At 51.0% G+C, this 15,732-nt stretch carries 15 protein-coding genes and 1 pseudogene; 8 read left to right on the top strand and 8 right to left on the bottom strand.

Features of this window, described 5'->3' with window-relative positions; genetic code table 11:
• Nucleotides 1-2: 2 nt before the first annotated feature.
• From rarA to OGW16_RS11240, 5 genes are all read left to right on the top strand, one after another.
• Nucleotides 3-1,346 (top strand): replication-associated recombination protein RarA, encoded by a 1,344-nt coding sequence (rarA, locus tag OGW16_RS11260; protein ID WP_043015745.1) that lies wholly within the window; start codon nt 3-5, stop codon nt 1,344-1,346.
• Between the two features lie 92 nt (nt 1,347-1,438).
• Complete coding sequence (gene serS / locus OGW16_RS11255) at nt 1,439-2,731, top strand: serine--tRNA ligase (protein ID WP_286518445.1); 1,293 nt, start codon at nt 1,439-1,441, stop codon at nt 2,729-2,731.
• Between the two features lie 234 nt (nt 2,732-2,965).
• Nucleotides 2,966-5,410, top strand: a complete 2,445-nt coding sequence (dmsA, locus tag OGW16_RS11250) for a dimethylsulfoxide reductase subunit A (protein WP_080625462.1) — start codon at nt 2,966-2,968, stop codon at nt 5,408-5,410.
• Nucleotides 5,411-5,420: 10 nt separating this feature from the next.
• Entirely contained in the window at nt 5,421-6,038 is a 618-nt protein-coding gene (locus tag OGW16_RS11245; RefSeq protein ID WP_003035741.1) for a DMSO/selenate family reductase complex B subunit, read from the top strand.
• Between the two features lies 1 nt (nt 6,039).
• The gene (locus tag OGW16_RS11240; RefSeq protein WP_080625461.1) at nt 6,040-6,903 is read left to right on the top strand and encodes a dimethyl sulfoxide reductase anchor subunit family protein; all 864 of its coding nucleotides are present in this window, start codon (nt 6,040-6,042) and stop codon (nt 6,901-6,903) included.
• Nucleotides 6,904-7,010: 107 nt separating this feature from the next.
• Here the strand turns inward: OGW16_RS11240 and ycaC are convergent, their stop codons facing one another.
• Nucleotides 7,011-7,637, bottom strand: a complete 627-nt coding sequence (ycaC, locus tag OGW16_RS11235; RefSeq protein ID WP_016152433.1) for an isochorismate family cysteine hydrolase YcaC — start codon at nt 7,635-7,637, stop codon at nt 7,011-7,013.
• 385 nt (nt 7,638-8,022) lie between these two features.
• On the opposite strand from ycaC, the gene OGW16_RS11230 reads away from it, so the two are divergent.
• Nucleotides 8,023-9,171 (top strand): MFS transporter, encoded by a 1,149-nt coding sequence (locus OGW16_RS11230; protein ID WP_043015749.1) that lies wholly within the window; start codon nt 8,023-8,025, stop codon nt 9,169-9,171.
• A gap of 179 nt (nt 9,172-9,350) precedes the next feature.
• Nucleotides 9,351-9,419, top strand: a pseudogene (locus OGW16_RS26460) (transporter); the annotation flags it as partial.
• A 4-nt stretch (nt 9,420-9,423) separates the two neighbouring features.
• Here OGW16_RS26460 and OGW16_RS11225 read toward each other — a convergent pair.
• The 5 genes from OGW16_RS11225 to OGW16_RS11205 are packed head-to-tail and all read right to left on the bottom strand — an operon-like array spanning nt 9,424 to nt 13,192.
• A complete protein-coding gene (locus OGW16_RS11225) occupies nt 9,424-9,861 on the bottom strand; it encodes a PTS sugar transporter subunit IIA (RefSeq protein WP_047412356.1) in 438 nt (145 codons plus the stop codon).
• A 51-nt stretch (nt 9,862-9,912) separates the two neighbouring features.
• On the bottom strand, nt 9,913-10,824 hold the full coding sequence (locus OGW16_RS11220; RefSeq protein ID WP_047412354.1) for a transketolase family protein: 912 nt from the start codon (nt 10,822-10,824) through the stop codon (nt 9,913-9,915).
• Nucleotides 10,821-11,621, bottom strand: a complete 801-nt coding sequence (locus tag OGW16_RS11215; protein ID WP_080625460.1) for a transketolase — start codon at nt 11,619-11,621, stop codon at nt 10,821-10,823. The genes OGW16_RS11220 and OGW16_RS11215 overlap by 4 nt, the downstream gene beginning before the upstream one ends.
• Nucleotides 11,622-11,633: 12 nt before the next feature.
• Nucleotides 11,634-12,899: a PTS ascorbate transporter subunit IIC gene (ulaA, locus tag OGW16_RS11210; protein ID WP_042309469.1), complete on the bottom strand. Its 1,266-nt coding sequence runs from the start codon at nt 12,897-12,899 to the stop codon at nt 11,634-11,636.
• Nucleotides 12,900-12,916: 17 nt separating this feature from the next.
• Nucleotides 12,917-13,192 (bottom strand): PTS sugar transporter subunit IIB, encoded by a 276-nt coding sequence (locus OGW16_RS11205; protein ID WP_042309466.1) that lies wholly within the window; start codon nt 13,190-13,192, stop codon nt 12,917-12,919.
• A gap of 121 nt (nt 13,193-13,313) precedes the next feature.
• Here OGW16_RS11205 and OGW16_RS11200 point away from each other — a divergent pair, with 121 nt between their 5' ends.
• Nucleotides 13,314-14,162, top strand: coding sequence for a MurR/RpiR family transcriptional regulator (locus tag OGW16_RS11200; protein ID WP_042309464.1), 849 nt, complete (start codon nt 13,314-13,316; stop codon nt 14,160-14,162).
• Between the two features lie 5 nt (nt 14,163-14,167).
• On the opposite strand, the gene OGW16_RS11195 is transcribed toward OGW16_RS11200, so the two are convergent.
• Together OGW16_RS11195 and OGW16_RS11190 are read right to left on the bottom strand one after the other, a co-directional pair.
• Nucleotides 14,168-14,962: a PA3715 family protein gene (locus OGW16_RS11195; protein ID WP_286518440.1), complete on the bottom strand. Its 795-nt coding sequence runs from the start codon at nt 14,960-14,962 to the stop codon at nt 14,168-14,170.
• A gap of 11 nt (nt 14,963-14,973) precedes the next feature.
• Nucleotides 14,974-15,708 carry a hypothetical protein gene (locus OGW16_RS11190; protein WP_286518438.1) on the bottom strand — a complete coding sequence of 245 codons (735 nt, stop codon included), beginning with the start codon at nt 15,706-15,708 and terminating at the stop codon, nt 14,974-14,976.
• Nucleotides 15,709-15,732: the final 24 nt, after the last annotated feature.

Below are 15,732 nucleotides of genomic sequence, written 5' to 3'. Positions count from 1 at the left end.
GAGTGAGCAATTTGTCGCTCGACTTTTCTGATAATACTTTTCAGCCACTGGCCGCGCGTATGCGGCCAGAAAATTTAGCGCAGTATATCGGCCAGCAGCATCTGCTGGCTGCGGGTAAACCCTTGCCGCGCGCTATCGAGGCCGGACATCTGCACTCCATGATTTTATGGGGGCCGCCGGGGACGGGGAAAACTACGCTTGCCGAAGTTATTGCCCGTTACGCTAACGCCGATGTCGAACGAATTTCGGCAGTGACCTCTGGTGTAAAAGAAATTCGTGAAGCGATTGAGCGTGCGCGTCAGAATCGTAACGCGGGCCGGCGTACGATCCTGTTTGTGGATGAAGTTCACCGTTTTAATAAAAGCCAACAGGATGCGTTTTTACCGCATATTGAAGACGGTACCATCACGTTTATTGGCGCAACCACTGAAAACCCCTCGTTTGAGCTGAACTCGGCGCTGCTGTCGCGTGCGCGCGTTTACTTACTGAAATCGTTAACCTCCGACGATATTGAACAGGTGCTTGACCAGGCGATGTCAGACAAAGCGCGGGGTTACGGCGGCCAGGATATCGTACTGCCTCCAGAGACGCGTCGGGCGATAGCTGAACTGGTCAATGGTGACGCGCGTCGGGCGCTGAATACGCTGGAAATGATGGCCGATATGGCCGAAGTTGATGATTCTGGCAAGCGCGTATTGAAGGCCGAGTTGCTCACTGAAATTGCCGGTGAACGCAGCGCGCGTTTCGATAATAAAGGCGATCGCTTTTACGATCTCATCTCCGCATTACACAAGTCAGTACGCGGCAGCGCCCCGGATGCGGCGCTTTATTGGTATGCGCGAATCATCACCGCTGGCGGCGATCCGCTGTACGTTGCCCGTCGCTGTCTGGCGATTGCCTCTGAAGATGTCGGCAACGCAGATCCGCGCGCCATGCAGGTGGCGATTTCCGCATGGGATTGCTTTACCCGTGTGGGACCCGCAGAAGGTGAACGAGCCATTGCTCAGGCGATTGTTTATCTGGCCTGCGCGCCGAAAAGTAATGCGGTTTACACCGCCTTCAAAGCTGCGCTGGCTGATGCCCGTGAACGTCCGGATTATGACGTGCCGGTTCACCTGCGCAACGCGCCAACGAAGCTGATGAAAGAGATGGGCTACGGTCAGGAGTATCGTTATGCCCATGATGAGCCTAATGCCTATGCCGCCGGAGAAGAGTACTTCCCGCAGGAAATGGCACAAACACGCTATTATCACCCCACAAACAGAGGTCTTGAAGGCAAGATTGGCGAAAAGCTCGCCTGGCTCGCCGGACAGGATCAAAATAGCCCTATAAAACGCTACCGTTAGTGTTATCGTTGCGGTAATGTTGTCTCTGTATCCCTGTGACCGCAGGCTGTGGTCACTTTCTCCTATTTTAATTCGATAAGCACAGGATAAGCATGCTCGATCCCAATCTGCTGCGTAATGAGCCAGACGCAGTCGCAGAAAAACTGGCAAGCCGGGGCTTTAAGCTGGATGTAGATAAGCTGCGCGCTCTTGAAGAGCGTCGTAAAGTTCTGCAGGTACAAACTGAAAACCTGCAGGCAGAGCGTAACTCTCGATCGAAATCCATCGGCCAGGCAAAAGCGCGCGGGGAAGATATCGAGTCTTTACGTCTGGAAGTGAACAAACTGGGCGAAGAGCTGGATGCCGCGAAAGCTGAACTTGATACCTTACAGGGCGAGATCCGCGACATTGCGCTGACCATTCCTAACCTGCCAGCGGACGAAGTTCCGGTGGGTAAAGATGAAAATGACAACGTCGAAGTCAGCCGTTGGGGTACGCCGCGTGAGTTTGATTTTGAAGTGCGCGATCACGTTACCCTGGGTGAAATGCACACGGGTCTTGATTTCGCTGCGGCAGTTAAGCTGACCGGCTCTCGTTTCGTCGTCATGAAAGGGCAGATCGCGCGTATGCACCGTGCGCTGTCTCAGTTCATGCTGGATCTGCACACCGAACAGCATGGCTACAGCGAAAACTACGTTCCGTATCTGGTTAACCATGACACGCTGTACGGTACAGGCCAACTGCCGAAATTCGCGGGCGATCTGTTCCACACGCGTCCGCTGGATGAAGAAGCGGACAGCAGCAACTATGCGCTGATCCCAACGGCGGAAGTGCCGCTGACCAACCTGGTACGTGACGAAATCATTGACGAAGATGCGTTGCCGATCAAAATGACCGCGCATACGCCGTGCTTCCGTTCTGAAGCCGGTTCTTACGGTCGTGACACTCGTGGTCTGATCCGTATGCACCAGTTCGATAAAGTTGAGATGGTGCAGATCGTTCGCCCGGAAGACTCGATGGATGCGCTGGAAGAGATGACCGGTCATGCCGAGAAGGTCCTGCAATTGTTGGGTCTGCCATACCGTAAGATCATCCTGTGCACAGGTGACATGGGCTTCGGCGCATGCAAAACTTACGATCTGGAAGTGTGGATCCCGGCGCAGAACACCTATCGCGAAATTTCTTCTTGCTCCAATGTGTGGGATTTCCAGGCTCGTCGTATGCAGGCGCGTTGCCGTAGCAAATCCGACAAAAAGACCCGTTTAGTGCATACGCTGAACGGTTCCGGTCTGGCGGTTGGGCGTACGCTGGTTGCGGTGATGGAAAACTATCAGCAGGCTGATGGCCGTATTCAGGTTCCTGAAGTGTTACGTCCGTACATGAATGGCCTGGAATTCATCGGCTAAGCTACCTTTCTCTGCTAAAAAAGCGCCTCAGGGCGCTTTTTTTATGCCCGTTTGACGTCGGACAATAACGACTACTCCCATAGGAGTAATACTGCCTTCGAATGAAAGTCAGTATTTATCTCTGTCTTTTAGCAAATTCAGTATTTAACAGCCTGTATATCGATATTAACGTTATATAAAAAACTATACAGCGAGTGTTTGTAATTTTTATTGTGAGCAGCAGAGTGAGCCACTATGAAAACTAAAATCCCCGATGCCGTGCTGGCAGCTGAGGTTAGTCGCCGCGGTTTGGTGAAAACGACGGCAATAGGCGGACTGGCGGTGGCCAGTAGCGCGTTTACCCTGCCATTTACCCGTATTGCAAATGCCGCAGAAGCCCTTAATCCGTCACAGATTAATGAGAAGGTGATCTGGAGCGCATGTACGGTAAACTGCGGTAGCCGCTGCCCGCTGCGTATGCATGTGGTCGATGGTGAAATAAAGTATGTCGAAACCGACAACACCGGCGATGACAACTATGACGGTCTGCACCAGGTGCGCGCTTGTCTGCGTGGTCGCTCCATGCGTCGTCGCGTCTATAATCCCGATCGGCTGAAATACCCGATGAAACGCGTCGGCAAACGTGGAGAAGGCAAATTTGAGCGCATCAGTTGGGATGAAGCCTACGACATCATTGCCAGCAATATGCAGCGTCTTATTAAAGACTACGGCAACGAGTCTATCTACCTGAACTACGGCACCGGTACGCTGGGCGGCACCATGACGCGCTCGTGGCCGCCGGGTAAAACGCTGGTGGCACGGTTGATGAACTGCTGCGGCGGCTACCTTAACCACTACGGTGACTACTCTTCAGCGCAAATCGCTGCCGGGTTGAACTACACCTACGGCGGCTGGGCTGACGGTAACAGCCCGTCCGACATTGAAAACAGCAAGCTGGTGGTTCTGTTCGGGAATAACCCTGGTGAAACCCGTATGAGCGGGGGTGGGGTAACCTATTACCTTGAACAGGCGCGTCAAAAATCCAATGCCCGCATGATCATTATCGATCCCCGCTACACGGATACCGGCGCTGGTCGTGAGGATGAATGGATCCCGATCCGTCCAGGAACTGATGCGGCGCTGGTTAATGGTCTGGCGTATGTCTTGATCACCGAAAACATGGTTGACCAACCGTTCCTCGATAAGTACTGCGTAGGTTACGACGAGAAAACCTTACCGGCCGATGCGCCGAAGAACGGTCACTACAAGGCATATATTCTAGGGCAGGGCAAGGACGGTATTGCCAAGACTCCGGAGTGGGCGGCGCAGATTACTGGTATTCCCGCTGATCGAATCGTCAAACTGGCGCGTGAAATCGGTAGCGCTAAACCAGCATACATCAGCCAGGGATGGGGACCGCAGCGTCACGCCAACGGTGAAATAGCGACCCGCGCCATTTCTATGCTGGCTATCCTGACCGGTAACGTAGGGATCAACGGCGGCAACAGCGGGGCGCGTGAGGGCTCATACAGTTTGCCGTTTGAACGTATGCCTACGTTGGAAAACCCTGTTGAAACCAGCATTTCGATGTTCATGTGGACGGACGCGATTGAGCGAGGCCCGGAGATGACGGCCCTGCGTGACGGCGTACGCGGTAAAGACAAGCTTGATGTTCCTATTAAGATGATCTGGAACTATGCCGGTAACTGCCTGATTAACCAGCATTCTGATATCAACCGTACGCATGAAATCCTGCAGGATGAGAACAAATGCGAGATGATCGTCGTCATCGACTGCCATATGACTTCCTCGGCGAAATACGCGGACATTTTGCTGCCGGACTGCACCGCCTCTGAGCAGATGGACTTCGCGCTGGATGCCTCCTGCGGCAACATGTCCTATGTGATTTTCACCGATCAGGCGATCAAGCCGCGATTCGAATGCAAGACTATTTACCAGATGACCAGCGAGCTGGCGAAGCGCCTTGGCGTCGAGCAGCAGTTTACAGAAGGTCGTACTCAGGAAGAGTGGATGCGCCATCTCTACGAGCAGTCGCGCAAAGCGATTCCTGAACTGCCAACGTTTGAAGAATTCCGTAAACAAGGGATCTTTAAACAGCGCGATCCGCAAGGGCATCACGTGGCGTATAAGGCATTCCGTGAAGATCCTAAAGCTAATCCGCTGACCACGCCGTCAGGTAAGATCGAAATTTATTCGCAGCAGCTTGCTGAGATCGCGGCAACCTGGGAGCTTCCTGAAGGTGATGTGATCGATCCCCTGCCGATTTACACCCCAGGCTTTGAGAGCTTAAACGATCCGCTGGTGGAGAAATTCCCTCTGCAGTTGACCGGCTTCCACTATAAGTCTCGCGTCCACTCGACCTATGGCAACGTAGATGTTCTGAAAGCATCCTGCCGCCAGGAAATGTGGATCAACCCGATGGATGCGCAGCGACGCGGCATTAACAACGGCGACAAGGTGCGCATCTATAACGACCGCGGTGAAGTGCATATCGAGGCGAAGGTCACACCACGTATGATGCCCGGCGTGGTGGCATTAGGAGAAGGCGCCTGGTATGACCCGGATGCAAAACGCGTGGATCAGGGCGGGTGCATTAACGTTCTGACGACCCAGCGTCCGTCTCCTCTCGCGAAGGGGAACCCGTCACACACGAACCTTGTTCAGGTTGAAAAGGTGTAAGGAGTAGCCGATGACAACCCAGTATGGATTTTTTATTGATTCCAGTCGTTGCACCGGTTGCAAAACCTGCGAACTGGCCTGCAAAGATTTCAAAAATTTAACCCCTGAAGTCAGCTTCCGCCGCATTTATGAGTACGCAGGCGGTGACTGGCAGGAGGACAACGGCGTCTGGCATCAGAACGTCTTTGCCTATTACCTCTCCATTGCCTGTAACCACTGTGAAGATCCGGCCTGTACCAAGGTATGTCCGAGCGGTGCGATGCACAAACGTGAAGATGGCTTTGTCGTAGTAGATGAAGATGTGTGCATTGGCTGTCGGTATTGCCACATGGCCTGTCCTTACGGCGCACCGCAGTACAACGCTGAAAAAGGGCACATGACTAAATGTGACGGCTGCCATGAGCGCGTCGCTGAAGGCAAAAAACCTATCTGCGTGGAGTCCTGCCCACTGCGTGCGCTGGATTTTGGTCCGATTGAAGAGTTGCGCAAAAAACACGGTACTTTAGCAGCGGTCGCGCCACTGCCGGGCGCGCACTTTACCAAACCGAGTATTGTCATCAAACCTAACGCCAATAGCCGCCCGACCGGGGATACAACAGGTTATCTGGCTAATCCGAAGGAGGTGTAAGATGGGAAGTGGATGGCATGAATGGCCGCTGATGATCTTCACGGTCTTCGGACAGTGTGTGGTTGGCGGCTTTATCGTTCTGGCGCTGGCATTGATGAAAGGCGACTTACGCCCAGAATCGCAGCAGCGCGTGATTGCCTGCATGTTCGGGCTGTGGGTATTAATGGGCATTGGCTTTATTGCTTCCATGCTCCATCTGGGCTCGCCGATGCGCGCTTTTAACTCACTCAATCGCGTAGGATCTTCTGCATTAAGTAATGAGATTGCCAGTGGCTCAATTTTCTTTGCTGTTGGCGGTATCGGCTGGTTGCTGGCTACGTTGAAAAAAATGTCGCCCGCATTACGTAATCTGTGGTTAGTTGTCACCATGGTGCTGGGCGTAGTTTTTGTCTGGATGATGGTACGCGTGTATAACACCATCGATACCGTGCCGACCTGGTACAGCGTCTGGACGCCGCTGGGCTTCTTCCTGACGATGTTTATGGGCGGGCCGCTGCTGGGATATCTGTTACTCAGAATTGCTGGCGTGGATGGTTGGGCAATGCGCCTGCTGCCGGCTATCTCAGTGCTTGCTCTGCTCGTGAGCGCCATCATGTCTGTCATGCAGGGGGCTGAACTGGCGACGATCCACAGTTCGATTCAACAGGCTTCTGCGCTGGTTCCGGATTACGGATCGCTGATGGCGTGGCGGATTGTGGCGCTGGCATTAGCGCTGTGCTGCTGGATTGTGCCGCAGGTGAAGGGCTACCAGCCTGCCGTTCCGCTGCTTTCCGTGGCGTTTATTTTGCTTCTGGTCGGTGAGCTGATTGGTCGTGGCGTGTTTTACGGTTTGCATATGACCGTTGGTATGGCGGTGGCGGGTTAATTTATAGTATCTCGGATTAACTCAAGTCTTATCAGGCCTGCACGATCTGTAGGCCTGATAAGTGAAGCGCCATTAACAATACATCAGGCCAGGGGTTCGCCCTGGTTTTACTTCTGCTTGGTCAACGTGTCGTAGCTGGTCATCAGATTGCGATAATCCGGAATGTGATTCGAGAACAACGTCGCCAGACCTTCGATATCGTTACGCCAGTCGCGGTGCAGCTCACATGCGACGCCGAACCATGTCATCAATTGAGCACCGGCCTGCGACATCCGATCCCATGCTGAATGGCGGGTAATTTCATTAAATGTGCCTGAAGCATCGGTGACAACAAAGACGTCAAAACCTTCTTCAATCGCCGAGAGCGCAGGGAAGGCAACGCAAACTTCCGTCACGACACCGGCGATAATCAGCTGCTTTTTGCCGGTCGCTTTTACTGCTTTCACGAAATCTTCGTTATCCCACGCGTTAATGTTTCCGGGGCGAGCAATATAAGGCGCATCGGGAAATTGAGCTTTTAGTTCCGGCACCAGCGGCCCATTTGGTCCAGTCTCAAAACTGGTTGTCAGAATCGTCGGGAGTTTGAAGTATTTTGCTAAGTCACCGAGCGCAAGCACGTTGTTTTTAAATTTATCGGGATCGATATCCCGAACCAGAGAGAGCAGGCCAGCCTGATGGTCGACCAGCAGTACTGCCGCATTATCTTTATCAAGTCTTACGTAAGGTTTAGTCATGGTATTTCTCCTGTTCTGCATCGGTGGGGGAAATTTGATGAGTTTAAGTCTACGAAAAGAACGATATTTGGATTAGATAGATAAATAAGAACTCACTGTTCTATTTTGAAGACAATGCATCTCCGTATCCCGCATAGAGTTTAGTAAGAAATAAAAGTAAGGGGAGTCCATGAAATTTTTCGACTGAACGCAACGCGAGATTTTTGTTTTAGATCAATAAAAACAAGCAGATGTGTTTTTGTGCTTTTTATCTATTCACATTAAGAATCAGTAATGCAAATCGATCGTCCAGAAAGCGCCTCAGCCCTCTGATTACGCCGATTGACAATGTTTTTGGCAGTGGCATGATGCGCATGAAATTTGAACTTCCTCACGGTTTTTATTCATGTCCACCTATACCCGTCCCGTCATGCTATTGCTATGCGGGCTGCTTCTGTTGACCCTGGCGATCGCCGTGTTAAACACGCTCGTCCCGCTTTGGCTCGCCCATGAAAATCTGCCCACATGGCAGGTAGGCGTGGTGAGCTCGTCCTATTTTACCGGTAATCTGGTAGGGACGTTGCTGACCGGGTATTTAATAAAACACCTTGGTTTTAATCGCAGCTATTACATCGCCTCGCTTATTTTTGCCGTAGGTTGTGTCGGGCTGGGGATTATGGTGGGATTTTGGAGCTGGATGACATGGCGCTTTATTGCCGGTGTTGGCTGCGCCATGATTTGGGTGGTAGTGGAAAGTGCGCTGATGTGCAGTGGGACTTCGCGTAATCGCGGACGTTTGCTTGCCGCTTATATGATGATCTATTACGTGGGGACGTTTTTAGGCCAGTTGCTGGTTAGTAAAGTATCAACTGAATTGATGAACGTTCTGCCGTGGGTGACGGGTACAATCCTGGCTGGCGTTTTGCCACTGCTCTTTACGCGCATTGCCAATCAGCAGGGTGATGAACAGCAGTCTACGCCTATTGTCTCCATGCTGAAGCTGCGACAGGCGCGTCTGGGCGTTAACGGCTGTATTATTTCCGGGATTGTATTGGGGTCCTTGTATGGCCTGATGCCGCTGTATCTCAACCATCAGGGGGTGAGCAACGCCAGCATTGGTTTCTGGATGGCGGTTCTGGTTAGCGCCGGTATCCTGGGGCAATGGCCGATTGGCCGTCTGGCGGATAAGCTGGGACGCCTGCTGGTTTTACGCGTTCAGGTTTTCGTGGTAATCGTCGGGAGTATTGCCATGCTGAATCAGGCGGCGATGGCGCCCGCGTTGTTTATGTTGGGGGCGGCAGGTTTTACTCTCTACCCGGTAGCGATGGCCTGGGCCTGTGAAAAGGTGGAACACCATCAACTGGTCGCCATGAATCAGGCATTGTTATTAAGCTATACCGTGGGCAGCCTGCTTGGTCCTTCATTTACCGCGATGCTGATGCAGAATTATTCAGATAGCTTGCTGTTTATCATGATCGCCAGCGTATCGTTTATTTATTTACTGATGCTGTTGCGTAAGACGGGCCATACGCCCAATTCTATTGCGCATATTTGACCTGATTTAACAGAATACGAACAGGTTCCCATACATACTGTTTATGTATGCTTTATGGGAACCTGCATTATTTAATCACACGCTTTTGCCCTGAAAATAAAGTGTGCAGAAGATTATAGTTTTACACCCTGCCGTTTCCGCTCGCTCATTTTACCGCGCATAATCCCACGCCTGATTTTATCGTGACGCCGTTTGTGCTGGTAGGATTGGGGCTGATTTTCCCGCTTCTGGCGCGCAGGAAACAGTAATGCGTTAACTCACTTCAAGAATAGAGAGAAGCTGCGCCAGGCTGGTGGTATGGGATAACTGGTGTAAGCGCTCCGCTTCATCCAGCCAGCACACCAACTGTTGGATCATTTCGATATGTTGAGTGCTGTTGGCTGCGGCAAGAACAATGATTAACCGCACATCCGGGTGTCCGGGAAACAGGACTGCTTCTTTCAGGCTCAATAGCGACAGATGTGTTTTACTGCCAATCACGCCTTCATCCGGTCGAGCATGAGGCAGGGCAAATTCTGGACTTAATATATACCATGGGCCATGTTTTTCTGTTTCATGGATGATTGCCTGAGTATAACTATGTGTAATTACGCCTTGCACTTCGAGAGGGTGACAGGCCAACTGCACGGCTTCCTGCCAGGTGCCGCATTGTTCGCGAAACTGCCAGGCTGAAAATAGCGTAGATAGCATTGTTTTATCCCTATTGTAGTTGGCAGACCGTGTAACGGTCTGCCAACCAGATTATTTGAGTGCTTCACAGATTGCAGAGGCTGAAATTCCGTATTTCTCTTTCAACTGCCGGCTGTTGCCCGATTCGGTGAATGTGTCCTGAGTACCAAGCCGACACAATCGTGAGTTGATTCCTTCTTCAGCCAGCACTTCAGCAATCAGGCCACCCAGTCCGCCGTTAATCGTATGATTTTCAATCGTGACGATACGTGGGCAATTGGCAATGAGGTGCAGGAAACGCTGACGATTGAACGGTTTTAGCGTTGCCACATGAATCAGTTTGCCCCTTTTCCCCTGCGCACTGAGCTGGGCGTAACCCGTACTCGCTTGTTCAAGAACTGTTCCTTCATAAACAATGGCGAAGTCGTTGCCTGAACTCTCCACGGCCTCGATATCGGATACTCGGGGGACGACTGATTTATCGCGTACGGGCATCGGTTCCCGGGCAACACGAATGTAGACAGGGCCGGGGATGTTTACTGCCTGCTCAAATGCAGCCTCAACTTCTTCGGCATCTGCCGGAGTCAGAATCGTGATTCCTGGCAATACACGAGTCAGGGCTAGATCTTCCAGCGCATGGTGCGAAGCGCCATCCGGGCCGTCATCCATACCTGGATGGCTACCGACCAGCTTAATGTTGGCCTTTGCGTAACAAGCCTGACGAAGCTGTGTCCATGCTGTACCAGTCACGAACATCGCGAAGTTAACGTAAAAAGGAATGTTACCTTCCAATGCCTGACCTGTGGCGAAACTCATCGCGGAGCCTTCGGCAATTCCCATTTCAAAGAATGCTTCAGGCCAGATCTTCTGAAACTGATCGGTGCGGGTGGAGCTCGCCAAATCGCTGTCGATAACGACAACTGGATAGCCTTTCTCCCTCAAAGCGAGCAGGGCATTACCAATCTCATCGCGTGGTGCTCTCATGACTGTAATTCCTCCATAGCTTGCTGGTATTGTTCCGCACTGGGTGTTTTAGAATGCCAGTCGCCGTTATTTTCCATATAGCTCACGCCGCTGCCTTTGGTGGTGCGGGCGATAATAGCTACCGGCTTGCCTTTCAGATAACGAGATAGCTGCAAAGTGTCGGCAACCTGGCGCATGTTGTTACCATCCTGTAGCTCAAGTACGTGCCAGCCAAAATTACGGATTTTGTCGGCCAGTGGCTCGAGATTGATGACGTCATTGACCGGATCGTGTGAGGAAAAACCGTTGTAGTCGATGATGGCGACCAGATTGTCCATCCGCATATGAGCGGCCTGTTGCAGTGACTCCCATATTTGGCCTTCGTGCATCTCACCATCGCCGATGATTGCGAAAACGCGGTTGGGATCCCCCGCGCGATTTTTGGCAGCAGCCATCCCCAGCGCAATTGACAGACCTTGGCCAAGCAGTCCAGTCGTTGCATCCACATCGGGAAGTGATTTCACGCTCGGATGTCCCTGCAGACGCGAGTTAATCTGACGAAATGTGCTAAATTCGCTGCGGGATATTTTCCCCAATTGATACAGCATGGCGTACTGTGCCGCGACGGCGTGGCCTTTACTCATCACCACCCGGGCACGAGGTGTTTCATTCAGACGAACCTCTTCATGATAAATCCAGGTCAGAATATCAATAATGGAGAGTGCGCCGCCGGGATGACCAATACCGGATTCGTAAATAATGGTGACAATATCGCGGCGGGCAGCTCGCGCATGAGATTTCAATTCATCAATATTCATGTTTACTCCTTATCAGGGCAGCATTTTGCCGATGTAATACACCACCAGACCAAGCGCGACGAAATCGGTTTCCGGGAAGCTGGTACCGGAAAGTCCTACCGATTCCATAATTGGGTAGATAAGTGCGGGACCAATGCCGATGAGAATGCCTGTAATAAAGCTTCCCACCACTGCGCCTTTCCAGCCTCCTGAAGCGTTGCCAAAGACGGCAGCCGTTGCCCCAATGAAGAAATAGGGGATCGCGACGGGGATGATTACCGTCTGACCAATCAGCGCAAGTATCCCCATCACCACCAGTCCGCCGACGAACGAAGAGATAAAACCAAGTACGGTAGCGGTTGGCGCGTAAGGGAATACAACCGGGCAGTCGAGCGCCGGTTTGGCATTAGGAATGAATTTTTCCGAGATCCCGAGAAATGCCGGAACGATCTCTGAAAGCAGTAAGCGAACACCGGTAATAATGATGTAAAGCGAGGCGGTAAAGGTCAGTGACTGAAAAAGCGGGTAGACCAACCAGTGCATGCCACCAGCTACCGCGGTAACCGCTGTTTTCCCTGCTGCCAGTGCGGCGATGTAATAGAAAATACTGACCGAAATAGAGACTGAGACAATGTAGTCTTTAAAAATCCCCAGCCATCCGGGGAGATTCAGTTTCTCCGTCGACTCTTTGGGATCGCCGACCTTCGAGCCAATCCAGCCTGAGGCTGCATAAGCCAGTGTGACGTAATGACCCATGGCGATTTCATCATTGCCGGTGATCTTACGCATCCACGGTTGGGCAATGGCCGGGTAGATGCAGGCAGCAAGGCCTAACAATACAGAACCAACCATAATCGTAACGCCATCGCTGTAACCGAGCGCTTTCAGCGTGACGGTGAGCAATGCCGAGAGATACAGATTATGTTGGCCGGTCAAAAAAATGTATTTAAACGGTGTAATACGAGCAAAAAGTAAGTTCCAGCCAAAGCCGATAACCATGATGAGTGATACGCACATGGCAAATTTGGTTTGGGCCAGGCCGGTTAGCGCCTCCGCCAACGGCATCACTCCTTTGAGTCCAAATCCATCGCTAAACAATGTCTGGAAATTACCCAGTGATGTCACCGCCAGCCCCGCGCCACCTGCAAAGACCAGAAATCCAACGATGGTTTTGAAGGTGCCGGATAATACTTTTTCAATCGGCTTGCGTTGAATGAGCAGACCGATTAATGCAATAAATCCAACTAAAAGTGGGGTTACACCCAAAATGTCGAATACAATAAACCTGAGGAGATCCATATTGCCTCCGGGAGAGGTTAGTTGCCCTGAATTACGCTGGTGAGCGCAGTTTCCATTTCTTCGCTATTCATCAAGTCGGTTATACCGATGGCTCTGAATCCAGCAGCTTCGATTTCATCGGTGAGGTCGCGCATGGTGATAACAAAATCAATCCCTTGCCAGGTGGCAAGACCGGACAATACGTCATGTTCGAGTTCAATATCCCAGCCATGCTTGTCGATGATTTTTTGCGCTTTGATTTTGAGCATTAAGGAACTGCCCATACCGGTACGACAGACAATGAGACCTTTCATTTATTTTTCTCCTGTTTTGTAAAAATAATTATTTTCATTGCTCTTGTTGTGAAAAAAATTATTATCTTAACGAGGGCAGAAAGATGTGACTGTGTTTGCATTTTGAGCAAAAAGGCGAAAAATGAGTCAGATTGACACTAACTTACTGATAAACATCAGAAATGAGGCTGGAGGGTTAAGCCCAATTCTGGAAAAAGTGGGCCGTTTTGTGACGGAGAACCCTGATTTTGTGATGAGACATACGATCACGGAGTTAGCGGATTCTATTGAAACCAGTGAAGGGAGTATTACCCGTTTTTGCCGCGCATTTGGTTTTAAAGGTTTTTCTGATTTCAGAACTGCGCTTGCGCTGGAGCAGGGAGCTGCGCGTCCTGAAGAGCAGGAAAATGATGAGGTCTCTGCCGTAGTGGCGAGTATTCGTGACAGCCATGCCATCATTAATACGCAAGAATTACAGGCTGCTGCGGCGTGGATCAACCAGGTTAATTCTGTCGCGATATACGCTGTTGGTACGGCGGTGCCCGTCGCGCTGTTCTTACAAATGAACCTGATTAAAATGGGTAAGGCGGCAAGTTTTGTCGATCGTTTTTACCTCACAACCTCATCCATGATGGTTGAACCGCAGAGCCAGGGAATCATTGTGGTGCACACTGAGCAGGCATCGGCTGATATGATGCAAGCGCTGGCGTTGGCGAAGCAGCATGGCGCGCGGATCCTTTCGCTGACCCGCGGCACCTTTGCGCCGCTTAGCCGTCTTTCGGACTGGAATCTACAGGCCGCCGTAGCCCTGAAGGGTGAGGGGGAGTATGGTTTCGCAGAAATCGCCGGTGCAATGATGGTGGCGGACAAATTACTCAATGCGCTGGAGGAGCAAGATGAGCGCTATGCAGAGTGCCGTAAAGCGCATCAGAAGAGCATTTTCTCAATTGAAAGCGTGGCGAATAAGCTCTCGGAATATTTTATGTCCTGAACCGTTTACTCAAGCGGCGCCAGATTTTTGGGGACGACATACTGTTTTCCATTATAAAGCAGGGTCCAGCTCGTCTTGCTGGACTTATCTTTTGAGGTACACTCAGCATCAGCCTGAAGATTGGCGTTGGATGCTACACTTTTCTCGCTTACACGAATATCAACGTATCCATTATGCGAGTCAGGCGTAAGTGAGAGGGTACGAGTAATATCGTTGAATGTTCCGTCACAGTTCCCGTCCCATTCCCCGGTACTGTTTTCAAGGACGATACCGTTTAATATCGTTCGTAGTTGGTTATTTTCAATAACAAACAGCGATAGCACATCTTCACTAAACGGATTTACACGGGAACTGCCGGTGCGGGCTATCCGCAAGCCAAATGCGGTTTGGTTAGTGGCGACTTTCCAGCGAGCGGTATCCAGCATCAGACCGGAAATTCGAATAGCGTCGTCACTCATCCTTTCGGGCAGGCGTAATCGTTGTTTAACGTCGAGGCTCGCGGAGTCCAGTACCAAAAGTTCCAGATCGCCAGTATGATCGTAATCGTTATCCTGTTGTGCCATCAGCGGAATCGCCGCCAATGTCAGTTCCGGATGAGCGGGCCAGACGCGGCAAATTACGCTTTGCGCTGAGTTGCCCGTGATATCGATAACCTGATTGCTTTTGGTGAGCATCTTACCTTCCGCTGCTGGTTTTGCCTCCGGCCACGCATGCTGCACAATGGCGTTGATATCACAGGTGCTGGCGGCATTCGTACTCTGAGCAAGCAGCAAAAAAAATGCTGAAACAAGTACTCTCATCGTGAAATCCTTTAGTGGCCTGAGAGGTAGAAGCGGGCAGCAACCAGCTCACTGTCGGTTAAATCAATGATTATTGGTACATGACCAGGGCGGTATAACAAGGAATCAATGGGCAAGCCATCGTTACCTTTTTGCATATCTACCGTGATTTTCAGCCCATTATCAAGGGGAAAAACCAGGTAACGTTTTTCGGTATCAACAATCTGGAGCTTATATTTTTCAAGAGCTTCCATGGTTTGCGCGACGTAGTAAGCGTGGTCGGCGCTGGTTTCATTACCGTCTTCTTCACTGACTGACGGATCTAATTGGAACCTGGCGGTTATCAAACTGGCTTGTGTAATTTCCTGTTTTTGCGCTGCGGGTAATTTATTGTTATCTAACTGATAGTCAGGTGTGTCAGCAACCCAACGATAATCAATTATCTTCCAGGGGGACTCTTTTGGAATCTTTAATGGGAGAGGGAAACACTCTGCTGCGTTGATGCAGATTTTGTTATCAGCGACTTTATAAATATTGCCCATTCGGGTATCGAACGGCGTTGAGCGTAGCGCATCGATATCACTTTGACTGTACGGATTGCATTCGGCACAGCGAGCAAAGGAGTTATCGTAGAAGAAAGCGACTGTTTCTTCGGTAGTGTCATCGTTATACAGATAACGAATCTTCGGTCCGGAATCTGACCGGACCGAAGCTGTATTGAATATAAAGAGCAGTGCGAATATTCCGTATCGCAAAAATCTATCCATGATTTACTTCCTTAATGCATAAAC

It is taken from the genome of Citrobacter sp. Ce104 (assembly GCF_030334595.1).
In the GTDB taxonomy this organism is placed as follows: Bacteria; Pseudomonadota; Gammaproteobacteria; order Enterobacterales; family Enterobacteriaceae; genus Citrobacter; species Citrobacter europaeus.
Note: the sequence above shows the minus strand (reverse complement) of the source record. Positions and strands in the feature narration are given on the sequence as shown.